Below are 19,290 nucleotides of genomic sequence, written 5' to 3' on the forward strand. Positions count from 1 at the left end.
GTGTGGTTTATTTCTTTCAAATTTTGCTTTAGCCATGCTATTCCTCCTAGGATTTTTTAAATTAAGTTCATAATACATCAAATTCAAATTTTTTTCAACATTTAAGCCATTTTTAAGACTTAAATAAGCTCTAATTTTTTTCTAACAAAGGTATTCATAAAATATATTACAAATAATACTGAAACAAATTCTGCTATTACATATCCCCACCATATTTCATTGACTGTGAAAAATTTTATTGCAATATATGCCACAGGTAGAAGCACAACTATTTGTCTTAATATAGAATCAAATAGTGCTAAAATTCCGTTGCCAAAGGCTTGGAAAACTGCCACTCCAACGATTGATATGCCAGCAAATATATAGGATAGTGCACATATTCTTAACATTGGTATTCCAATTTCAAGCATCTTTCCACTTGCTGAGAAAATAGAAAGTAATTCTCGTGGAAAAATTATTATAATTGACGATACAATTACCATCATTGCCATTACTGCTATAAAGGCGAGTTTTACTGATTTTAAAATTCTCTCTTTATTCTTTGCACCATAATTGTAGGCGACTATTGGCACCAATCCGTTATTCACACCAAAGACTGGCATAAATACAAAAGACTGAATTTTGAAATACGCTCCAAGTGCTGCAATTGCAGAAGTTGATATATTGGAAAGCATTTTATTTAATACATAAATTGTAAAGGACTGAATTGTAATTGTAATCATAGAAGGGACTCCAACTGCATATATCCTCTTTACTATACCTAAATCTAGTACAGGTTTTTTTATTGTAATTTCTTTGTTAAATTTATGTTCAAAGAAACATCCACATAATGCGCCGATTATTTGTCCAATAACTGTCGCTATCGCTGCTCCCTTTACTCCCATGGCAGGCAATCCAAAATATCCAAATATAAAAATAGGATCAAGGATTATATTTAATATAGCTCCAGTAAGTTGTGTGAGCATTGTAAATATTGATCTTCCCGTGGACTGCAAGAGCCTTTCGAGAAAAATTTGCATAAAAACTCCCATGGACAGACCCATTACAATTTGAAGATAATCTACTCCATAATTTATTATATTCTCGTTTGTCGTCTGTGCTGACAAAAAAGGTCTTGGCAGAAACCTTGAAATTATTAAAAGTATTATTCCATAAATTATTGCAAGAGCTAAACCCGTCTCTGCAATTCTGTCTGATTTTTTAAAATTCTTTTCTCCCAAGTATCTGGATATTAAGGAATTCATACCTACGCCAGTGCCTACTGCAATTCCTATCATTATATTTTGGATTGGAAAGGCAATAGATATGGCAGTGAATGCTTCTTCGTTGATCTTTCCAATGTAGTAAGAATCCACTAAGTTATACATGGATTGTATAAACATAGAAACTACAATAGGAAAGGATACTTGAAATAAAAGCTTTGGGATTGCCATTGTTCCCAACTTATTTTCTTTGTTTTGCACTTAATCACTCCTTAATTTTTTTAACTTGTTTTTTACAAGCCTATCTATTATATATTAGATTTTAAAATTTTTAAAGTTTATGCAATTTAAAAAGAAGTTAGAAATTATAATTTCCCAACTTCTTAAAACTAATTTTAGTCTTTTTCTTTTAAAAGTAATATTATTTTTATATTAATGTAAAAAAATAAGACTATACCAATAAGACTTATTATATTTTCAACAATTTGAAAAAAAGCTAAATACTTTATGCTTTGACTTATATCTCCTGTGATTTTCCATGCAATATGATTTATAAAATAAATTATAGAACCAAAACCTAATCCACTACTTCCAAATAGCATCATTACTATAGAACTAATTAAATATAAAAAATATTTTAATATTTTATAAATTTTTTGTAAACTCATATCATTATCTACTTTCTTTAATTTAACTCATCATGAAACATTGTACTCTCAAAGTTATATTAAAATCATAATATCCTCTAGCAAAGCAACTACTTCCTGATAAAATTATAAAACAAACTACTTACAACACTCCAACATTAAAATTAGTTTTTCTTTATAATTATATCCTTTTTCACCTCTATTCTTTTGCTATCCATTAAACCTTTTATTATAAAAAATATGACATTATGACTAAAAGAAAATCTATCTTCAATTAAAAATTTGTTAAGATATATGGATTTTCCAATTTTCAAATGTTTATAAACCAATTCACTTAATTTTAAATAGGATACCTCTAATATTTTATTATTGTAGTAAACTCTAATAGCTCCTGGCTTATCAAAATTACGCTCAAATTCATTGATGTATTTTTGCTTATCCATATAACTTATTTTTTTTACTTTTTTTATAATTAGAGGAATAAACTCCTTCCTAATTTCTGAGTTTTTTTTAATCTCTATAATAGAATTTTTTGAAAATAACTTTTGGCTACAATTAATTAAATAAATGTTTTTATCGCTGTTTTCCTTTAATTTGTGAAAAAAATATAGCATAACACAGTAATCATTTGAGTCTTCTGAATACCAAACTACAATATTTTTAACTTTAGAACTATTTATTATTTTATTAACTTCTCTTAAATTTTTCTGTATTTCTACAAAATCATCATTAGAGTAACCTAAATATTTTTGCACTTTAAAATTTTCTAATTCATGAAGATTACCTATATCAAAAACCATTGGAATTGAGAGAACTTTTAATTTTTTATCGCTATCTTTTAATACTTCTTTTAGTGAGTTGCAAAAACAGATGTTAATAGCATTTTTTAATTTCATAGTTATACTCCTAATTATGTATAATCTCTTATAGACGTAGCATCCTTTAATACTTACTAAGTTTAACAAATTTTTTAAACAACTATATTATTATTATAAAATATTTTCTTTTTTCATCAATACGTTTTCCTTATTTATCATTTCTATAATATATGTGTTAAAATAAAACTATGAGGTGATTTTAATGAAATTATTAATTACAAGTAATATTCCAGAAAAAATTTATGACGAACTAAATAAAAATTTCGAGATAACTTATCACGACTCCAATGTGCCTTTAAAAAAGGAGGAAATTATTGAAAAGATAAAGGGTCAAGATGCACTACTATGCCCTCTTTCCGATAAAATTGATAAGGATGTAATTGACGCAGGGGACTGCCTTAAAATTATTGCAAACTACGGTGCTGGCTTTGACAACATAGACATATCTTACGCCAGAGAAAAGGGAATTGTTGTTAGCAATGCACCTGCCCCTGCATCTGCCATTCATACTAACAGGTTCTGTATCACTATATGCAAAAACACTTGATGCGTTTAAAAATAACATAATTATAACCAAAAAACAACAGTAAATTTCTTCAACTTTTTCACCTAACCTTATTTATTTTTATGAATATCGTATAAACAATAACAAATCTGAACAAAAAATGCAAAAGTAAATAGCAAAAATATACTCCGACCTCTTTTAAAAAATGATATAACAGTAAAAATTAAAAATATAAAATTTAAAAATATTAGCGTTTTATTCTTCTTCAAAATACCACCTTCCAAACCTAATACTATCACAACCCTGGTTCATCTCTAGATTTAATTTTTCTCAATTAAGAAAGTCACTAAATACTAATACTATATAATCTTTATGTGACAACGTAATTGTATAGTATTGAATTTTTTTGTCAATTCATTTTTTTTAATTGTTTTCCAGCCTACTTTATACAATAATCATTTAGTGTTAAAATAAAATTATGAGGTGATTTTAATGAAATTATTAATTACAAGTAATATTCCAGAAAAAATTTATGACGAACTAAATAAAAATTTCGAGATAACTTATCACGACTCCAATGTGCCTTTAAAAAAGGAAGAAATTATTGAGAAGATAAAGGGTCAAGATGCACTACTATGCCCTCTTTCCGATAAAATTGATAAGGATGTAATTGACGCAGGAGACTGCCTTAAAATTATTGCAAACTACGGTGCTGGCTTTGACAATATAGATATAAATTACGCTCGTGAAAAAAATATTGTGGTTACAAATGCACCGGCACCTGCGTCTGCCGTTTCCACTGCGGAACTTGCCTTTGGACTAATGCTTAGCGCTGCAAGAAAAATTGTGTCAGGCGACAAAGTTACAAGAAGAGGAGAGTTTTATGGTTGGAGACCAACTTTTTACCTTGGAAGTCAACTTAAAGGAAAAACTCTTGGCATAATTGGACTTGGAAATATTGGCAAAAATCTCGCAAAAAGAGCAAAGGCTTTTGAGATGAATGTAATTTATTATTCACGCACTAGAAAAGAAGATTTTGAAAGTGAATACAAAATTGAATATAGATCAAATGATGATGTAATTAAGAATTCTGACTTTTTGAGTCTTCACACTGCCTATGTGCCTGAACTACATCATATGATTTCTAAAAATGAACTGGAAATGATGAAAAAAAGTGCTATATTAATAAATGCTTCAAGAGGTCCAGTTGTAGACGAGGATGCCCTTGCTGATGCCCTAATAGAAGGAAAAATAGCGGGAGCTGCTCTCGATGTATATGAAGAAGAACCTAAAGTAAATGAAAAACTAATAGACCTAGACAATGTAATCCTTGCTCCTCACCTTGGCAATGCTACTTTTGAAGCAAGACTAGAAATGGGTGAAAATGCAAAGGATAATTTAATTGATTTTAAAAATGGAAAAACTCCAAAGAACAAAGTAAACTGAGGTGTAGAATGATAAATTATTACAGTCCCCAAGAAATGAAAATTTGGTCAGGTAGAATTGACGACGAAAATGATTATGAAAGCTTTAGATGGCATCAATGGGTTAAGCCCCTTGACTTAAATGACGATAGCCTAACTCCCTTTGACGGCAAGCTTGGTTTTGGAATAATTGGTTTTGAATCAGACCAAGGTATTGAACTAAATAAGGGCAGATTTGGTGCTGCTGCAGGTCCTGCTGCAATAAGAAAGGAACTTGCAAAACTTCCTTGTCAGTTTTCTAAGGACCTTAAAATTTATGACTGCGGTAATGTTACAAGTAAAAACACAACTCTTGAGGCAAGCCAAGATGAACTTGCAAAAGCTGTAAAAAAAGTTTTAGAATTAAATTTATTCCCACTTGTTTTAGGAGGCGGACACGAAACTGCCTTTGGTCATTACAAAGGAATTAGCACATATCTCGACGATAAAGAAGACAATAAACTGGGAATTTTAAATTTTGACGCTCACTTTGATCTAAGACCTTATGAAAAGGGAACTGGAACAAGTGGAACAATGTTTAGACAAATCGCCGACTACACTCGTGAAAAGGGAACTGATTACGCATACTATGTTATTGGAATTCAAAAACATTCCAACACTCTTGCGCTTTTTAGAACCGCTGATGATTTAGGAGTAAAATATGTATTAGGAAAAGATTTAATCAATGGAAATTTCTTTGAGATAATTCACAACCTTGACGAATACATCCACGAACAAGATCACCTATACATTACAATTTGTATGGACTGTTTCACATCTTCCTTTGCACCAGGAGTTTCTGCACCACAACCACTTGGAGTTGACCCAGAAAAAGTAATACTTCTTCTAAAACATGTCTTTTCAACTGGAAAGCCAATTAGTTTTGACATATGTGAAGTTTCTCCAAGGTTTGACCACGACTCTGTAACTGCTAACTTAGCTTCAATTTTAGTCTACACAGTTGTATCAACTATGGCGCAACACATCTTGGGCAAGGAAAATAAAAAATACATCCCTCAATAAATTTTAATACAAATATCTCTTATTTATTGATTACCCTCTTTACTTAACAAAATAGTAAGGAGGGTATTTTTATGGAAATACTTAAAAATAATTGACAACAACTTGTGAAAGCGCTATGATTTAATCAAATAAACTAGTAAATTTTTATCAAAGGAGCATAATATGACTAAAAAAGTTCTCATCTTGACTTTTATTTTAATTTTTACAATGGCTTGCTCAAAAGCTAATTTATATTCTTTAAAAACTGACTTAAGCCACGAGGAAAATGTCGAGAAATTAATCAATCAATTGGATTGGGAGAATAAGGATTCCTACAAAATAGAAATAAAAGATAAGACAATTACTATAATTTTTGACAATAATATAGATTATTTTAATGCCAATCTAAAACCTTATTTTGTAAATGGAGTTTATTTATTGATCTTGACAAATGCTGATGATATCAATTTCGAAAATAAAAGAGGTTCATTTTTTGGTATCGATAAAAAAATAGCAAATGTGTTTTTATCTGCTCAATGTAATAAAAGTTTAGATGATATTAAAAATAGCGAAGAAGAATTCCACAAATTAGAAAAATTTATGAAAAATTTAAAAGTCGATTCATAGTTCTATGTTTTAGAATGTGAAAAATATTTTAATTTTTAGAAAATTGTTTTATATCTAAAAAATTTATTTGAGTTATTATATTTAAAATTTTATTGGAGGTGGTAGTATGAAAAAATTTTATTATTTTTTATTAGTGCTTTTAATTAGTTTGCCTTGCATAGCTTTCGCTCAAGATAAAAATGCAGAAAGTCCTAAAGTAAAGAAAATTGTTACTGTTGGTTATTCTTTAAAAGATCAATCAAAAATTTTTGGCGATAAATCTATTGAAGAAATTGACAAAATATTAGATTCAAAATGCAGAGAGCTTCTTGAAAATGATTTTGATTCTACTTTATCCCGTAATTCCTATAATGATTACGATGGTCTAATAGTAACTGTTAGCTATCCACAATCTAATAATCGCTAAAGTATGCCTTAATTTTCACGATTAAATAATAAACCTCTCTTTCTTGTGATTGAGAGGTTTTTTGAGATATTTATGCTTTATAAAGAGTTTCCAACTTCTATACTTATTTCGTAAAACTTATCTAGTATATCTTCTAATTTTAGATTTTTCTTAATCTCTCCCGATTTATCCATAATTTTATTTCCCTTGTGCATCATAATTAACCTATCTCCATACTTTAAGGAATATTTTAAATTATGAGTTACCATTAATGCCGTCAAATGTTTTTCTCTCACGATTTTATTTGTGATTTGCATGACTACATCTGCAGTCTTTGGATCAAGTGCTGCTGTATGCTCGTCTAAGATTAAAAACTCTATGGGCACAAGAGTCGCCATAAGTAGCGCAAGGGATTGCCTTTGACCTCCAGATAAAAGCCCAACCTTGTCATCTAACTTGTCCTCTAGTCCAAGTCCAATTTCACTTAGCATTTCTCTATAAATTTCTTTTTTCTTCTTATTTATTCCACGAGTTAAATTCCATGATTTATTTTTATTTTCTGCCATTGACAAGTTTTCTAAAATTGTCATATTAGGAGATGTGCCAACTTTTGGGTCTTGAAATACTCTTCCAATTTTTTTATATCTTTTGTGTTCAGGAATTTTTTTAAGATTTTCATCATCTATTAATATTTCTCCACTATCTTCCCTTATGGAGCCGCAAATAATATTTAAGAGTGTGGACTTTCCTGAGCCATTGGAACCGACTATGGATACAAATTCTCCCTTTTCAACTTTTAAATTAAAATCTTGAAATAATTTATTCTCATTTATTGTTCCAATATTAAAAGTTTTGTCAATTGATTTAAGTTCAAGCATTTTTAACCCTCTTCTTTCTTCTTCCCGCGATTAAAATTACAAGAAAAATAATTGCTGTTATAAGTTTCATTGAGTTTGCTGAAAATCCTATTGCAATTGCCAAGGCAATGGATGCTTTGTATAAAATTGACCCAATTAAAACTTTTGTGGAATCTTTAATATAACTTAAATTTTCTAAAAGTTTTATCCCAAGGACAACTGCCGCAAGTCCCATGACCATTGATCCCGTTCCCATGGAAACTTCAAAAAATCTCTGCTCCTGAGCTACTATTCCGCCACTTAATGCCACAAGTCCATTTGAAAAGGAAAGTCCTAAAATTTTTACTGTCCCTGGATCCACTGCCATTGTCCTAACAAGAATCTCATTATCTCCGCAAGCTTTTAAAATAAAACCTGCCTTTGTCTTTAAAAATTCATCTAATAAAATTTTTATAATTATAACTGTAGGAATCATAATGAGTAATACTGTGAACTTTGATAATTTTTCGGGAATAAAATTTGCCATTCCCATAGTAAAAATAGTGCTATTGTTAAAAATTGGAACATTGGCTTTACCTGCAATTTTTAAATTAATTGTCCAAAGTGCAGTTTGCATTATAAGCCCTGCTAAAAGATCCTCTACTTTTAATTTTATGTGGATTAGTCCAGTAAGAGAACCTGCAATTGCACCTCCAATAAAACTTATTAAAAGTGCAAATGCTGGATTTATTCCCTTTAAAATTGTAATAACGCTTATGGCTGCACCAAGTGGAAAGGAGCCGTCCACAGTTAAATCTGGAAAATCTAAAATGCTATAAGCTATATAAAGACCAAAATCTAAGAAACTATAAGTTAACCCTTGTTCCACTACTCCCATTAAAATATCCATTTTATTTATTTACCTTCTGCTAAATTTATTTCAGAAAAATTTTCTACTGCTCTATCAACAAGATCCTTTGGAATTTTTATTCCAAGATTTTCTGCAACCTTTGAATTAAGGTATAAATTTGGTTCTAAAATTGTTTCGTAAGGCATATCCTTTGCCTTTTTTTCGCCCTTTAAAATTTTTGATGCCATCTTTCCAGTTTGGTTTCCAAGAGAGATGTACTCAATGCCCTCTGAACCAAGACAACCCATTTTAACTTGCTCAATTTCTGAACCAAATACAGGAATTTTCTTTTCATTTGCCTTGTCGAGAATAGTTGGAAGTGAATTTACTACTGTGTTGTCCAAAAGATTTGTAATTGCATCAACCTTTGACAAAATATTATCTGTGGCAAGTGGTATGTCTGATGTAGTGTTTATTGCTTCATCGACAATTTTAAAATTATACTTTCCTGCAAGATTTTTATAAATTTTTAACATTGAATCAGAATTTGCCTCACTTGATGTGTGAAGAATTCCAATATTTTTTGCATCGGGAAGAATTTCTCTAATCATCTTTAATTGCTCTTCTACGGGAAGAATGTCGCTTGTACCAGTAATATTTCCCACTGGATTTTTATTTTCATCTGCAACTTGTGCCGCTACTGGATCGGAAAGCGCTGTGTAGACAACAGGTATATCTGTATTTAATGTTGCATTATAAGCACTCATAGCAGCTGGTGTTGCTATTGCAATTATCATGTCAACTTTATTTGACACAAAAGAATTTGCAATTTGTGCAGAAATTCCCATGTCTGCTTGCGCATTTTGATAATCAATTTTTAAATTTTTACCTTCAACAAATCCTTCTTCCTTTAGCCCTTCAATTACACCTTCTCTGCAATTATCTAGCGATGGATGTTGCGCAAACTGAAGTATCCCAATTTTTAAAACATCCTCTCCACTTGAAGCACTCTCATCTTTTCCGCCTTTTGCACAACCTACTAACAACAATAATGACAATACTAACAAAATTTTTTTCATTTTTTTCTCCTTTTCCTCAAACTGTGAGAGAAGGATGGAAATAAAAAAAGACTTCCATCCCTAATGGGACAAAAGTCTAAACTTCTGCGGTACCACCCAATTTTGCATAAAGCACCCTCTCATCAATACTAACATATTGGTCTTATTTTAACGGCTAAGTCCCGTCGGGCATTACTCTAAATTAAAAAATTTATTTCTTCCCGCCCTCAGAAGTCCATTCACTTAATAATCACATACAACTCTTTCACCAATTAAGTCGCTCTCTTTGATGTTCATAAGAAGTTACTACTCTTCCTTATCAGTTTATTAAATAATAATATAAACTCATCTAAAAATTTTGTCAAGGATTTTTTTACTTTTTTATATATTAAGTCTAAAAAACTAATGCTTTTGTATTTGCAAAGTCTATTGGCTTTTAAATTTTTTGTGAATTTTATGTTTAGTTTCATAAAAGTAAAAAAGAAGCACCTCGCGGATGCTCCTTTAAAAACTATTACATTTTTGAGAACATTTGGTCGGCCCACCATTCTTCCTTATAGATTTCGTACTGACCTGTCACTTGTTCTAATTGAAAATTTTCCCAATATTCTAGTTCATCATATAACTTATTTGCATTTTTATCATTTGTATTTTCCTTCGCCTTTTTATAAAAAGCAATGGAAGAATTTTTAATATCCTTTGCAATAGCAAATACATTAAGTGCAAGTCTTGCCTTTTCTTGGTCGACTTTTCCCCAATCATAATCTTCTCTATTTGTAAGCTTTGCCTTCATTTTATCTACAAAAGATGTTTCGTCCTTTGACTTCAAAGATTCTTTTAGTCCCTTTAAATAAGATATATGTTCTTCTGATTGATTTGAAAGTGATTCAAAAATTTTTCCTGCATCGTCTCCCTTTAAAATTTCAGCTGCCTTGTCACAGAATTTAATAGATTCTTCTTCAATGAAAAGTGCTTCATCAACAATTGTCATTTCATTTTCAAAAATTTTTTCGTCATCTTCTGCTGAATATTTTTTGATCGTCTTTAGGTATTCAATGTTTTCAAGATCTGTCCCACTAAGTTCAACATTAGCGGCAGTTTGTCTTGAATAAGAGCTCTTAACTTGTGAATTAGTCTTTTCTGGAAGAATTTGACATACCCCACCTACGCAACCTGCTTCTTTAATTGAATTTTGTCCAAGTGCAATTGCTTTTTCATTTATTGGAAGAAGTTTTTTCTTTGCATCACCATAAACTTTTGTAAAAGCTTTTATAACTGATTCTGTCTTAACCGTATTTGTAACTTGTAAAAATGCACCTAGCATTACCATATTCGCTACTTTTGCATTTCCAAGTTCATTTGCCAAATCATTTACTGGAATAGAAAAAACATTTACATCATCTCTTGTTGGTGTTCTTTTTACAAGGGATGAATTTATAAATAAATTTCCGCCTGGCGCAACATATTGTTCAAATTTTTCTAAAGATGGTTCGTTCATTACTACTACATCTGTCGCTTGTGAAATTACTGGAGAACCAACAGGTTCGTCTGAAACTACTACTGAGCAGTTTGCTGAACCTCCACGCATTTCTGGACCATAACTTGGAAGCCATGATACGAATTTGTTTTCAAGCATTCCTGAATAAGTTATAAGTTGACCCATTGCCATAATACCTTGTCCGCCAAATCCTGCGGCAATAATATTTCTTGTAGCCATTATTCATCCCTCCTAAAGTTTCCAAGTGGATAATATGGAATCATATTTTCTCTTAACCATGCAAGTGCATCTGCAGGAGGAAGTCCCCAGTTTGTTGGACAAGATGATAATACTTCAACTATTCCAAAGCCCTTGCCTTCTAGTTGATATTTAAAACATTCTTTAATTGCTTTCTTAGCCTTTCTAATATTTGCTGGAGTGTCTACTGAAACTCTTTCAACAAATTTTGCTCCGTCAATTGTAGCAAGCATTTCAGAAACTTTAATTGGTTTACCACACCATGCTTCATCTCTTCCATAAGGAGATGTAGTTGTAACTTGACCAACTAAAGTTGTAGGTGCCATTTGTCCACCAGTCATTCCGTATATTGCGTTGTTTACGAAAATTGTTGAAATATTTTCTCCCCTATGTGCTGCTTGAACTATTTCTGCAGTACCAATAGATGCCAAGTCGCCATCGCCTTGATATGTGAATACTAAATTATCTGGATGTACTCTTTTTATTCCAGTTGCAACAGCAGGTGCTCTTCCGTGAGCTGCTTCGTGCATGTCGCAATTAAAATATTTATATGCAAGAACTGAACAACCAACTGGTGCAACTCCAATTGCATCATCTAAAACTCCTAGTTCAACTAAGGATTCAGCTACTAATTTATGAATTACACCGTGAGTGCAACCTGGACAATAGTGAGTTTCAGCTCTAGTCAAACCTTCTGAATATTTATATAAAACTTGTTCATTAGTTTTTTCCATTATTTGAGACCTCCTAAAACTTTAAGAGCAGCTTCTTTAATTTCTTCCACATTTGGAATTACGCCGCCTTGTCTTCCAAAGAAGTGAACCTTTTGTCTACCTTCAACTGCAATCTTAACATCGTCAGTCATTTGACCTTGATTCATTTCACAAACTAAAATGTCTTTGCAATTTGGATTTATTCCTTTGAAAGCTTCATATGGATATGGCCAGCAAGTAATTGGGCGAATAAGTCCTATCTTATAGCCTTCTTTTCTTAAATGTTCAATTGCACTTTTTGCAATTCTAGCAGTAGTTCCATAGGCACTGATTACAAGATCTGCATCCTCGATGCCGTCAATTTCTACTCTAATTTCATTTTCAGTAACTTGTCTATATTTTTCAATTAAGTGTTTATTATGTTCTTCAAGTTCATCAGCAGAAAGATAAAGTGAATTTATAATATTTCTTTTTCCGTGATTTTTACCCTTGCCTCTTGTTGCCCAAGTTTTTTCAGGAAGAACCATTTTTTCTTGCATTCCAAATTCAACTGGTTCCATCATTTGTCCAAGTACACCATCACTCATAATAACAACAGGATTTCTATACTTGTCAGCTAAATCAAAACCAAGTTCAATTAAATTTACAAGTTCTTGCACAGAAGATGGTGCCAAAGTAATAGTTCTATAATCGCCATTTCCGCCACCTCTAGTTGATTGGAAATAATCTGTTTGAGAAGGTTGAATTGAACCAAGTCCTGGACCACCTCTCATCATATTTACTATTACGCAAGGAAGTTCTGCCCCTGCCATATAAGAAATACCTTCTTGCATTAGTGAAACTCCAGGAGAAGAAGATGAAGTCATAACTCTTGCTCCAGATCCTGCAGCACCATATAGCATATTTATAGCTGCAACTTCAGACTCAGCTTGCAAAAAACATCCGCCAATCTTTGGAAGTTCTCTTGATAAGTATTCAGGAATTTCAGATTGAGGAGTAATAGGATAACCAAAAAAATATTTGCAACCAGCTTCAATAGCTGCTGCACCAACTGCTTCGTTTCCCTTCATAAGTACCTTTGTCATGTAAACACCCCTTAAGAAATTTTATAAACTGTAATAATTGAATCAGGACAAGTTATTGCACAGTTTTGGCAAGCAATACAATCTTCTGGTCTTTTTGCCATTGCAGGTGCATAACCTTTTTTATTAATAGTGTCCATGTCAATTTCAATTACATTTTTAGGACATACAGTTACGCATAATCCACAACCCTTACATCTGTCACTTTCAAACTCAACTCTACCTTTAGCCATTATTTACCTCCTATAACATCCAATCTTCTCTAAAAAATAAGTCAATGGGAAAAACTTCCGCTGCTAAATTTAAAGCTCTAACTTCACTCTCAATACTCCTTAGGCAAACTGCATATACATAGGGAAGATTTAATTTCTCTGAAACTTCCCTTGCAAGCTCATCACCATACAAAATATCATCAGCTGTGGTCTCTTTTAAAAAATGAGTAGTATTTATAATCCCCGTAACCCTAGTTTGTGAATGACCTTCAACTTGTCCGATAAAATCTCGCACGGACTTAAAGTCCTTAGTTTCTGGTCTATTTCTATTTATTACAAAATAGTGGTCATAACCCTCTCTTTTTAAAATATCTCTATACCTTCCAAGAGAAAGGGAGCCCTTTGGATTTCCTCCAACATCTAATACTGCCATGTAATTTTTATTTTCAAGTGGCTTTAAAATTGCTGGATCAACTGCTGGTATGTCCAAGGCATTTTTTTCACGCATACTAGATGAAAATGATTCCACGCCTTTTTCGCTTAAAATATCCATTTTCTCTCTTAGTCTAAAGTATGTATTAATAATATCCAAGTCAACTGCCGCAACATTGTCAAAATACTTTTTTAAATATAAAGCATAATTAATTGAAAATTCAGTTTTTCCACTGCCAAAGTGTCCTGTAATAATTTTTATTCTGTTGCCTGTTTCTACCTCTGTGTACATTTCTCCTCCCTTCTAAAAGACCAATTATATTATACATCAATTGCAAAAAATTGAAAACAATTGCAATATACTTTTCCCTTCATAAATTCTAAAAATATTATAATTAGTGAGTTAAAACCTACATTTTATTTTAAATTTTTAATTAAAATATTTTTAAAAAAATAAATTTTTTAATAAAACTTTACTATTAAAATTTGACTAATTTTTAGAAAAGATATATATTATTAGCAGAGGCATAGATTGAGTGCTAATAAAGAAAGGTGATTATATGAAAAATAAAAAATTCAATGCCGAAACAGAAAGATTAATGGACTTAATGATTAATTCCATTTACACAAATAAAGAAATATTTTTAAGAGAATTAATTTCAAATGCATCTGATGCAATGGATAAAATGTACTACATCGCTCTTAATGATGACAATGTAAAATTTAACCACGAAGATTATTATATTAGAATTACACCAGATAAGGACAAGAGAACAATTACAATAGAAGATGGCGGAGTGGGCATGACTGAAGATGAACTAGTAGAAAACTTGGGTACAATTGCAAAGTCAGGCTCTTTTGATTTTAAAAAATTAAATGAAAAAAATGAAGATCACGAAATTATTGGACAATTTGGCGTAGGCTTTTACTCTGCCTTTATGGTTGCAGATGAAATTAGCGTCTTGACAAGATCCTATAAAGAAGATGAGGCTCATATTTGGAAATCAAAGGGAGCAAAGGGCTACACAATTGAAGGTGGTAAAAAGGATTCTCATGGGACTGTTATTACTCTTCACTTAAAAGAAAATTCTAAGGATGAAGATTATGATAAATACCTTGATGAATACAAAATAAGAGAACTTGTAAGCCATTACTCAAATTACATTAGCTATCCAATAAAAATGGAAGTTGAAAAGAAAAGACCTGCAGCTGACTCAACAGAAGATGACCCAAAATTTGAATCTTATAGAGAAGATGACATCTTAAATTCATCTGTGCCAATGTGGAGAAAAAATAAAAATGAACTAAAGGAAGATGACTATAATAATTTCTTTAGACAAAGACATTTTGGATTTGAAGATCCCCTAGCTCACATACACATTAGCGTAGAAGGCGTGATTTCCTTTAAGGCAATTTTATACATTCCTTCAAGAAGACCTTTTGATTTCTTAAATCCAGATAGAAAGGGTGGACTTGAACTTTACTCCAATGGAGTTCTAATAATGGAAAAATGTGAAGACCTTCTTCCTGATTATCTAAACTTCATAAAGGGAGTCGTAGATTCAGAAGATATTTCACTAAATATATCTCGTGAAATGCTACAAAAAACTCGTGAACTTCAATTAATAAAGAAAAACATTGAAAAGAAAATCCTAGAAGAACTTGCAAAAATTCTTAAAAACGACAGAGAAAAATATGCCGAATTTTTCAAAAACTTTGGCGTAAGTTTAAAATCTGGTGCCTACGAAAATTATGGAGCAGACAAAGACAAGCTAAAAGATTTATTTATATACACGACTACAAAGAGAGAAAATATAACCTTTAATGAATACAGAAAAGACATGACACCTGACCAAGAATTTATCTATTACGCAAACGGAAATTCCATAGAAAGCGTGAAGGAACTTCCACAAATAAAGCACTTTATAGATAAAGACATTGAAGTTATTGCACTAACAGACCCAATTGATGAATTTGTAATAAAAATGATGGATCAGTATGACGACAAAAAATTCAAATCAATTTCAGAAACTGATGCCACAAAAGAAGAAGATGAAAAAAATCTTGATGATTATGTAAAGAAAATGAAAGACATCTTATCTGGCGAAGTTTCATCAATAAGGGAAAATCCAAATCTAAAAGATGATGCAGCTTATCTATCAAGCAAAGGCGAAATTTCCATTGAAATGGAAAAAACTCTAAGCCATATGCCTAACAACCAAGGTTTTAAAGCCGACAAAGTTTTAGAATTAAATCCAAATCATCCTGCAGTAAAAAAATTAAAGGACATGGACAAAGATTCAGAAGAATTTAAAAATTACACAGAATTGCTTTACGATGGTGCAAGACTAATGGCAGGTCTTGACATAAAAGATCCAATCTCCTATGCTAGAAATGTATCAAAACTTATGTAATCAAAAGATTTTATAAAATTCAATTACAAATATTTTGCAAAGCAAAGGCTCTTTTCATTATGAGAAGAGCCTTCTTTACTAAAATTATTTTTCAATCTTTTCATTTTCACTAGCCTTAGATTCTTTTTCTTGCTTATCTAATTTTTCTAAAATAGTATTTAACTTTTCATTTAGAACAACAAAAACAACTACAATAAAAATATACATAGAAATAATTAAATCAGAATCGTTTTCACTAAAATTCTGTCCAATTATAAGTACCAATATGAAGTTTAAAAACAGATATAAAAATATTTTTATTATATATTTCATATAATTACCTCAAATTCATTTATTATTTATGGATTTTTCATTTAATTCTTTTTCTAAATTATCAAGCTTTTTCAACATATCATCAAACTTTTTGTTAAAGATAATGTGTTGAATTATTAGCATTATATACATTGAAATGCCAAAAGGTAAACTGAAAACTACTACAGAACCTACAGATGCAATTATTAAAAATTTAAAAATGTTTTATATCATTCATAACCTCCTAAATATTATTATATGATTAATATCCATAGCCCATTTTTGTCTTTGAACTTAAAGACACAGAAATTATTTTCAGAGTTTAAAATATTGATATATCTTTATTTGACGCATCAATGTAATTAGATATCATAATGTAAACAGAAATTATGAGTTTTTATTTAAAAGTAAAAAAATATTTTCACCAAATATCAATAAAAAATAGAATACAGTAAAGTCATAAATAAACATAATATTTTCAATGGAATAATATTTTTTTATTACCATATAAATTATGAATATTAAAATTTCAATCAATAAAAATTTTACATTAGTCCTTTTTGATAGCTTACTTGCAAAATTAAAGTAATAGGCGAGCATAAATCCCAAAAATAAAATCATTATAATTTTAACAATAGCTAACACAATCATATATTTTATATCAAATGTTGCTTGAATTTTTTCATTGATGTATCCAAAAATTTTTAAACAAGCTAGGTTTAAAATTGGAAAACAGAAAAATGAAATTATAAAATTTATATATTTTTTCAAAATAGTCTCCTAAGTCTTTAATTTTATTTAATATCTTTGAATATTATTATTTATACTGTCTATATCTGTATTGACTTTAACACAATATGTTTAAGTAATTGAAGTTTAGTTCTAATAAGTAAGAAAAACCATAATAAAGATGCCAAAACAGCAAGACATTAAAGCATGGTATCTACTGCTATACAAATAACCTTTTTTTACTAAATAAGGTCTTATTTGCCTAAAATTTATCACATAAAGCATTTTTTATCAAGAAAATATTTGTAGCCTTACAATTGTTTTTCTCTATAATTTCTACATTTATTGAATATTTTTAGTATTTATGTTATATTACTTGTCATCTAAAAAGTTTAGGAGGCACAATGGAAACACTTTTATCTGGAATTTTAAATCTCGAAGTTAAACACCTAATTATGTTTGTCATTGGTGGAATTTTAATTTATCTTGCCATTGAAAAAGAATATGAACCTTCACTTCTTCTTCCCATTGGTTTTGGATCAATTATTGCTAATATTCCACTATCATCTGCAGTTGGAGAGGGCGGTTTCTTGACAATTTTATACAATGCTGGAATTGCAACGGAACTCTTCCCAGTATTAATTTTTATAGCAGTAGGTGCTATGATTGATTTCAAACCACTTATTTCATCGCCCTTTATGTTATTTTTTGGGGCAGCGGCACAATTTGGAATTTTTGCAACAATGCTCTTTGCAATTTCAACAGGAAAATTCACTCTTCCCGAAGCAGCGTCAATTGGAATAATAGGAGCAGCTGATGGTCCTACATCAATATATGTCGCAAAGGTCTTTGCTCCAAATTACCTTGGACCAATTTCTGTTGCTGCATACTCTTATATGTCTCTCGTTCCAATAATTCAGCCACCAGTTATAAAACTTTTAACTACTGAAAAAGAGAGAAAAATTAGAATGAAATACACTACGGTTCACGTTCCCAAAAAAGTTGAAATTTTATTTCCAATTGTAATTACAGTTATAGCTGGAATTATTGCGCCAATGTCTGTTGCACTTATTGGTGCGCTTATGTTTGGAAATTTAATACGGGTGTGTGGAGTCCTTGAAAGACTTTCAATCTCAGCACAAAATGAACTTTCAAATCTAGTTACAATTTTACTTGGAATTACAATTGGCGGCACAATGTCTGCTGACGCCTTTTTAAATCTTCACACATTGATGATACTTGCAATGGGACTTGTTGCCTTTATTTTCGACACAGCAGGCGGTGTTTTGTTTGCAAAATTCTTAAATTTATTTTTAAAGAATAAAGTAAATCCAATGATTGGAGCAGCAGGAATTTCTGCCTTCCCAATGAGTGGTAGAGTGGTACAAATGATGGCTGCAAAGGAAGACCCGACGAATTTTGTGCTAATGCAAGCAATGTCGGCAAATGTAGCAGGACAACTTGGCTCAGTAGTGGCAGGTTCAATGATCTTGGCTCTTGTGCCAATGTTTATGTAGAGGTGAATGTATGAATATATTTATGCAGGGTTTAGAAGTAGCAGTGTGGGGACTTGCAGGAGTTTTTGCAGTATTGATTCTCTTTTACATCTCCACGAAAATAATGCTTAAATTTTTTAAAGAAAAATAATTTTTAAAATTTCATAGGAAATATCAAAAACTGTTGAAAATCACAACAGTTTTTTATTTATCTTCATATTCGCCAATAAAAGAATACATGCGATCCCTATATTCAAACAATAAATCTGGTGCAGAGTTCTTATCTTTATAAGTCCTCGTGCCATATCCACCTATGACAGGATCTTTTAAGTCGTCAAATTTCATTATAATTTCGTAGCCCGTGCCTGCCTTTTTTAACTTATAAGTTCCCTTATAATCTATTGCATTATTTCTATCAGTTAAAATAAAATTTTTCTTATCAAATTTAATTGTCATGTCATTATCTACCTTTGTGCCAGTATCTGTATTTGTCATATCTTCAATGGTCCAATTGACATTGTAAATTTTTTTGTCTGGAAGAAGTTCCCTTTTATCTTGGAAAGATGATAAAAAAGTTCCCATTAATCCTATTACGATAATAAAAATCAAAGTTTTAAAAAATTTTTTCATAAGTACCTCCCTTCTGTTTTAAAATAATAAATTTTCTTGAAATAATTTTTACCCAAATTTATTATTTTATTTCAATATCTTGTTAGGATTAAATAGAATTGGA

General features: G+C 30.7%; 21 protein-coding genes and 1 other annotated feature. Of the genes, 8 read left to right on the top strand and 13 right to left on the bottom strand.

Features of this window, described 5'->3' with window-relative positions; translation table 11 throughout:
• Nucleotides 1-119 precede the first annotated feature (119 nt).
• Nucleotides 120-1,463, bottom strand: coding sequence for an MATE family efflux transporter (locus ACQRC6_RS03660; RefSeq protein ID WP_427847794.1), 1,344 nt, complete (start codon nt 1,461-1,463; stop codon nt 120-122).
• A 550-nt stretch (nt 1,464-2,013) separates the two neighbouring features.
• Nucleotides 2,014-2,745: a DUF1835 domain-containing protein gene (locus ACQRC6_RS03665; RefSeq protein ID WP_427847795.1), complete on the bottom strand. Its 732-nt coding sequence runs from the start codon at nt 2,743-2,745 to the stop codon at nt 2,014-2,016.
• A gap of 184 nt (nt 2,746-2,929) precedes the next feature.
• On the opposite strand from ACQRC6_RS03665, the gene ACQRC6_RS03670 reads away from it, so the two are divergent.
• The 5 genes from ACQRC6_RS03670 to ACQRC6_RS03690 all read left to right on the top strand — a co-directional run bounded on the left by ACQRC6_RS03670 (nt 2,930) and on the right by ACQRC6_RS03690 (nt 6,730).
• Nucleotides 2,930-3,274: a hypothetical protein gene (locus ACQRC6_RS03670; protein WP_427847796.1), complete on the top strand. Its 345-nt coding sequence runs from the start codon at nt 2,930-2,932 to the stop codon at nt 3,272-3,274.
• Between the two features lie 450 nt (nt 3,275-3,724).
• Nucleotides 3,725-4,678 (top strand): 2-hydroxyacid dehydrogenase family protein, encoded by a 954-nt coding sequence (locus tag ACQRC6_RS03675; RefSeq protein WP_427847797.1) that lies wholly within the window; start codon nt 3,725-3,727, stop codon nt 4,676-4,678.
• Between the two features lie 8 nt (nt 4,679-4,686).
• On the top strand, nt 4,687-5,718 hold the full coding sequence (gene hutG, locus ACQRC6_RS03680) for a formimidoylglutamase (RefSeq protein WP_427847798.1): 1,032 nt from the start codon (nt 4,687-4,689) through the stop codon (nt 5,716-5,718).
• Nucleotides 5,719-5,880: 162 nt separating this feature from the next.
• A complete protein-coding gene (locus ACQRC6_RS03685; protein ID WP_427847799.1) occupies nt 5,881-6,324 on the top strand; it encodes a hypothetical protein in 444 nt (147 codons plus the stop codon).
• A gap of 106 nt (nt 6,325-6,430) precedes the next feature.
• A complete protein-coding gene (locus tag ACQRC6_RS03690; protein WP_427847800.1) occupies nt 6,431-6,730 on the top strand; it encodes a hypothetical protein in 300 nt (99 codons plus the stop codon).
• A gap of 77 nt (nt 6,731-6,807) precedes the next feature.
• On the opposite strand, the gene ACQRC6_RS03695 is transcribed toward ACQRC6_RS03690, so the two are convergent.
• From ACQRC6_RS03695 to ACQRC6_RS03730, 8 genes are all read right to left on the bottom strand, one after another.
• Nucleotides 6,808-7,587: an ABC transporter ATP-binding protein gene (locus ACQRC6_RS03695; protein WP_427847801.1), complete on the bottom strand. Its 780-nt coding sequence runs from the start codon at nt 7,585-7,587 to the stop codon at nt 6,808-6,810.
• On the bottom strand, nt 7,580-8,455 hold the full coding sequence (locus tag ACQRC6_RS03700; protein WP_427847802.1) for an ABC transporter permease: 876 nt from the start codon (nt 8,453-8,455) through the stop codon (nt 7,580-7,582). Before ACQRC6_RS03700 ends, ACQRC6_RS03695 begins: the two co-directional genes overlap by 8 nt.
• Nucleotides 8,456-8,460: 5 nt before the next feature.
• Entirely contained in the window at nt 8,461-9,474 is a 1,014-nt protein-coding gene (locus ACQRC6_RS03705) for an ABC transporter substrate-binding protein (protein ID WP_427847803.1), read from the bottom strand.
• 61 nt (nt 9,475-9,535) lie between these two features.
• Nucleotides 9,536-9,782: a binding site (T-box leader), on the bottom strand.
• Nucleotides 9,783-9,967: 185 nt separating this feature from the next.
• Nucleotides 9,968-11,170 (bottom strand): 2-oxoacid:acceptor oxidoreductase family protein, encoded by a 1,203-nt coding sequence (locus ACQRC6_RS03710; RefSeq protein ID WP_427847804.1) that lies wholly within the window; start codon nt 11,168-11,170, stop codon nt 9,968-9,970.
• Nucleotides 11,170-11,922: a thiamine pyrophosphate-dependent enzyme gene (locus ACQRC6_RS03715; protein ID WP_427847805.1), complete on the bottom strand. Its 753-nt coding sequence runs from the start codon at nt 11,920-11,922 to the stop codon at nt 11,170-11,172. Before ACQRC6_RS03715 ends, ACQRC6_RS03710 begins: the two co-directional genes overlap by 1 nt.
• Nucleotides 11,922-12,986: a 3-methyl-2-oxobutanoate dehydrogenase subunit VorB gene (locus tag ACQRC6_RS03720; RefSeq protein WP_427847806.1), complete on the bottom strand. Its 1,065-nt coding sequence runs from the start codon at nt 12,984-12,986 to the stop codon at nt 11,922-11,924. The genes ACQRC6_RS03715 and ACQRC6_RS03720 overlap by 1 nt, the downstream gene beginning before the upstream one ends.
• 11 nt (nt 12,987-12,997) lie before the next feature.
• Nucleotides 12,998-13,216: a 4Fe-4S dicluster domain-containing protein gene (locus tag ACQRC6_RS03725; RefSeq protein WP_427847807.1), complete on the bottom strand. Its 219-nt coding sequence runs from the start codon at nt 13,214-13,216 to the stop codon at nt 12,998-13,000.
• Between the two features lie 10 nt (nt 13,217-13,226).
• Entirely contained in the window at nt 13,227-13,919 is a 693-nt protein-coding gene (locus ACQRC6_RS03730) for an ATP-binding protein (protein ID WP_293557977.1), read from the bottom strand.
• Nucleotides 13,920-14,187: 268 nt separating this feature from the next.
• Here ACQRC6_RS03730 and htpG point away from each other — a divergent pair, with 268 nt between their 5' ends.
• Nucleotides 14,188-16,041, top strand: a complete 1,854-nt coding sequence (gene htpG / locus ACQRC6_RS03735; RefSeq protein ID WP_427847808.1) for a molecular chaperone HtpG — start codon at nt 14,188-14,190, stop codon at nt 16,039-16,041.
• Between the two features lie 84 nt (nt 16,042-16,125).
• Here htpG and ACQRC6_RS03740 read toward each other — a convergent pair whose 3' ends face one another.
• Together ACQRC6_RS03740 and ACQRC6_RS03745 are read right to left on the bottom strand one after the other, a co-directional pair.
• Nucleotides 16,126-16,353, bottom strand: a complete 228-nt coding sequence (locus ACQRC6_RS03740) for a hypothetical protein (RefSeq protein ID WP_293557973.1) — start codon at nt 16,351-16,353, stop codon at nt 16,126-16,128.
• Between the two features lie 366 nt (nt 16,354-16,719).
• Nucleotides 16,720-17,103: a hypothetical protein gene (locus ACQRC6_RS03745; RefSeq protein ID WP_427847809.1), complete on the bottom strand. Its 384-nt coding sequence runs from the start codon at nt 17,101-17,103 to the stop codon at nt 16,720-16,722.
• 362 nt (nt 17,104-17,465) lie between these two features.
• Here ACQRC6_RS03745 and ACQRC6_RS03750 point away from each other — a divergent pair, with 362 nt between their 5' ends.
• On the top strand, nt 17,466-18,578 hold the full coding sequence (locus ACQRC6_RS03750) for a sodium ion-translocating decarboxylase subunit beta (protein WP_427847810.1): 1,113 nt from the start codon (nt 17,466-17,468) through the stop codon (nt 18,576-18,578).
• Between the two features lie 10 nt (nt 18,579-18,588).
• Nucleotides 18,589-18,708 carry an OadG-related small transporter subunit gene (locus ACQRC6_RS03755; protein ID WP_427847811.1) on the top strand — a complete coding sequence of 40 codons (120 nt, stop codon included), beginning with the start codon at nt 18,589-18,591 and terminating at the stop codon, nt 18,706-18,708.
• A gap of 53 nt (nt 18,709-18,761) precedes the next feature.
• Here ACQRC6_RS03755 and ACQRC6_RS03760 read toward each other — a convergent pair whose 3' ends face one another.
• A complete protein-coding gene (locus tag ACQRC6_RS03760) occupies nt 18,762-19,187 on the bottom strand; it encodes a hypothetical protein (RefSeq protein WP_427847812.1) in 426 nt (141 codons plus the stop codon).
• Nucleotides 19,188-19,290: the final 103 nt, after the last annotated feature.

Origin of the sequence: Peptoniphilus sp. SGI.035 (assembly GCF_050315115.1) — a bacterium.
Lineage (GTDB): Bacteria > Bacillota > Clostridia > Tissierellales > Peptoniphilaceae > Peptoniphilus_A.

Coding starts and splice junctions, on each gene's coding strand:
- ACQRC6_RS03665 (WP_427847795.1), bottom strand. CDS start 2,745: ATGAAATTAAAAAATGCTATTAACATCTGTTTTTGCAACTCACTAAAA.
- ACQRC6_RS03670 (WP_427847796.1), top strand. CDS start 2,930: ATGAAATTATTAATTACAAGTAATATTCCAGAAAAAATTTATGACGAA.
- ACQRC6_RS03675 (WP_427847797.1), top strand. CDS start 3,725: ATGAAATTATTAATTACAAGTAATATTCCAGAAAAAATTTATGACGAA.
- hutG (WP_427847798.1), top strand. CDS start 4,687: ATGATAAATTATTACAGTCCCCAAGAAATGAAAATTTGGTCAGGTAGA.
- ACQRC6_RS03685 (WP_427847799.1), top strand. CDS start 5,881: ATGACTAAAAAAGTTCTCATCTTGACTTTTATTTTAATTTTTACAATG.
- ACQRC6_RS03690 (WP_427847800.1), top strand. CDS start 6,431: ATGAAAAAATTTTATTATTTTTTATTAGTGCTTTTAATTAGTTTGCCT.
- ACQRC6_RS03695 (WP_427847801.1), bottom strand. CDS start 7,587: ATGCTTGAACTTAAATCAATTGACAAAACTTTTAATATTGGAACAATA.
- ACQRC6_RS03700 (WP_427847802.1), bottom strand. CDS start 8,455: ATGGATATTTTAATGGGAGTAGTGGAACAAGGGTTAACTTATAGTTTC.
- ACQRC6_RS03705 (WP_427847803.1), bottom strand. CDS start 9,474: ATGAAAAAAATTTTGTTAGTATTGTCATTATTGTTGTTAGTAGGTTGT.
- ACQRC6_RS03710 (WP_427847804.1), bottom strand. CDS start 11,170: ATGGCTACAAGAAATATTATTGCCGCAGGATTTGGCGGACAAGGTATT.
- ACQRC6_RS03715 (WP_427847805.1), bottom strand. CDS start 11,922: ATGGAAAAAACTAATGAACAAGTTTTATATAAATATTCAGAAGGTTTG.
- ACQRC6_RS03720 (WP_427847806.1), bottom strand. CDS start 12,986: ATGACAAAGGTACTTATGAAGGGAAACGAAGCAGTTGGTGCAGCAGCT.
- ACQRC6_RS03725 (WP_427847807.1), bottom strand. CDS start 13,216: ATGGCTAAAGGTAGAGTTGAGTTTGAAAGTGACAGATGTAAGGGTTGT.
- ACQRC6_RS03730 (WP_293557977.1), bottom strand. CDS start 13,919: ATGTACACAGAGGTAGAAACAGGCAACAGAATAAAAATTATTACAGGA.
- htpG (WP_427847808.1), top strand. CDS start 14,188: ATGAAAAATAAAAAATTCAATGCCGAAACAGAAAGATTAATGGACTTA.
- ACQRC6_RS03740 (WP_293557973.1), bottom strand. CDS start 16,353: ATGAAATATATAATAAAAATATTTTTATATCTGTTTTTAAACTTCATA.
- ACQRC6_RS03750 (WP_427847810.1), top strand. CDS start 17,466: ATGGAAACACTTTTATCTGGAATTTTAAATCTCGAAGTTAAACACCTA.
- ACQRC6_RS03755 (WP_427847811.1), top strand. CDS start 18,589: ATGAATATATTTATGCAGGGTTTAGAAGTAGCAGTGTGGGGACTTGCA.
- ACQRC6_RS03760 (WP_427847812.1), bottom strand. CDS start 19,187: ATGAAAAAATTTTTTAAAACTTTGATTTTTATTATCGTAATAGGATTA.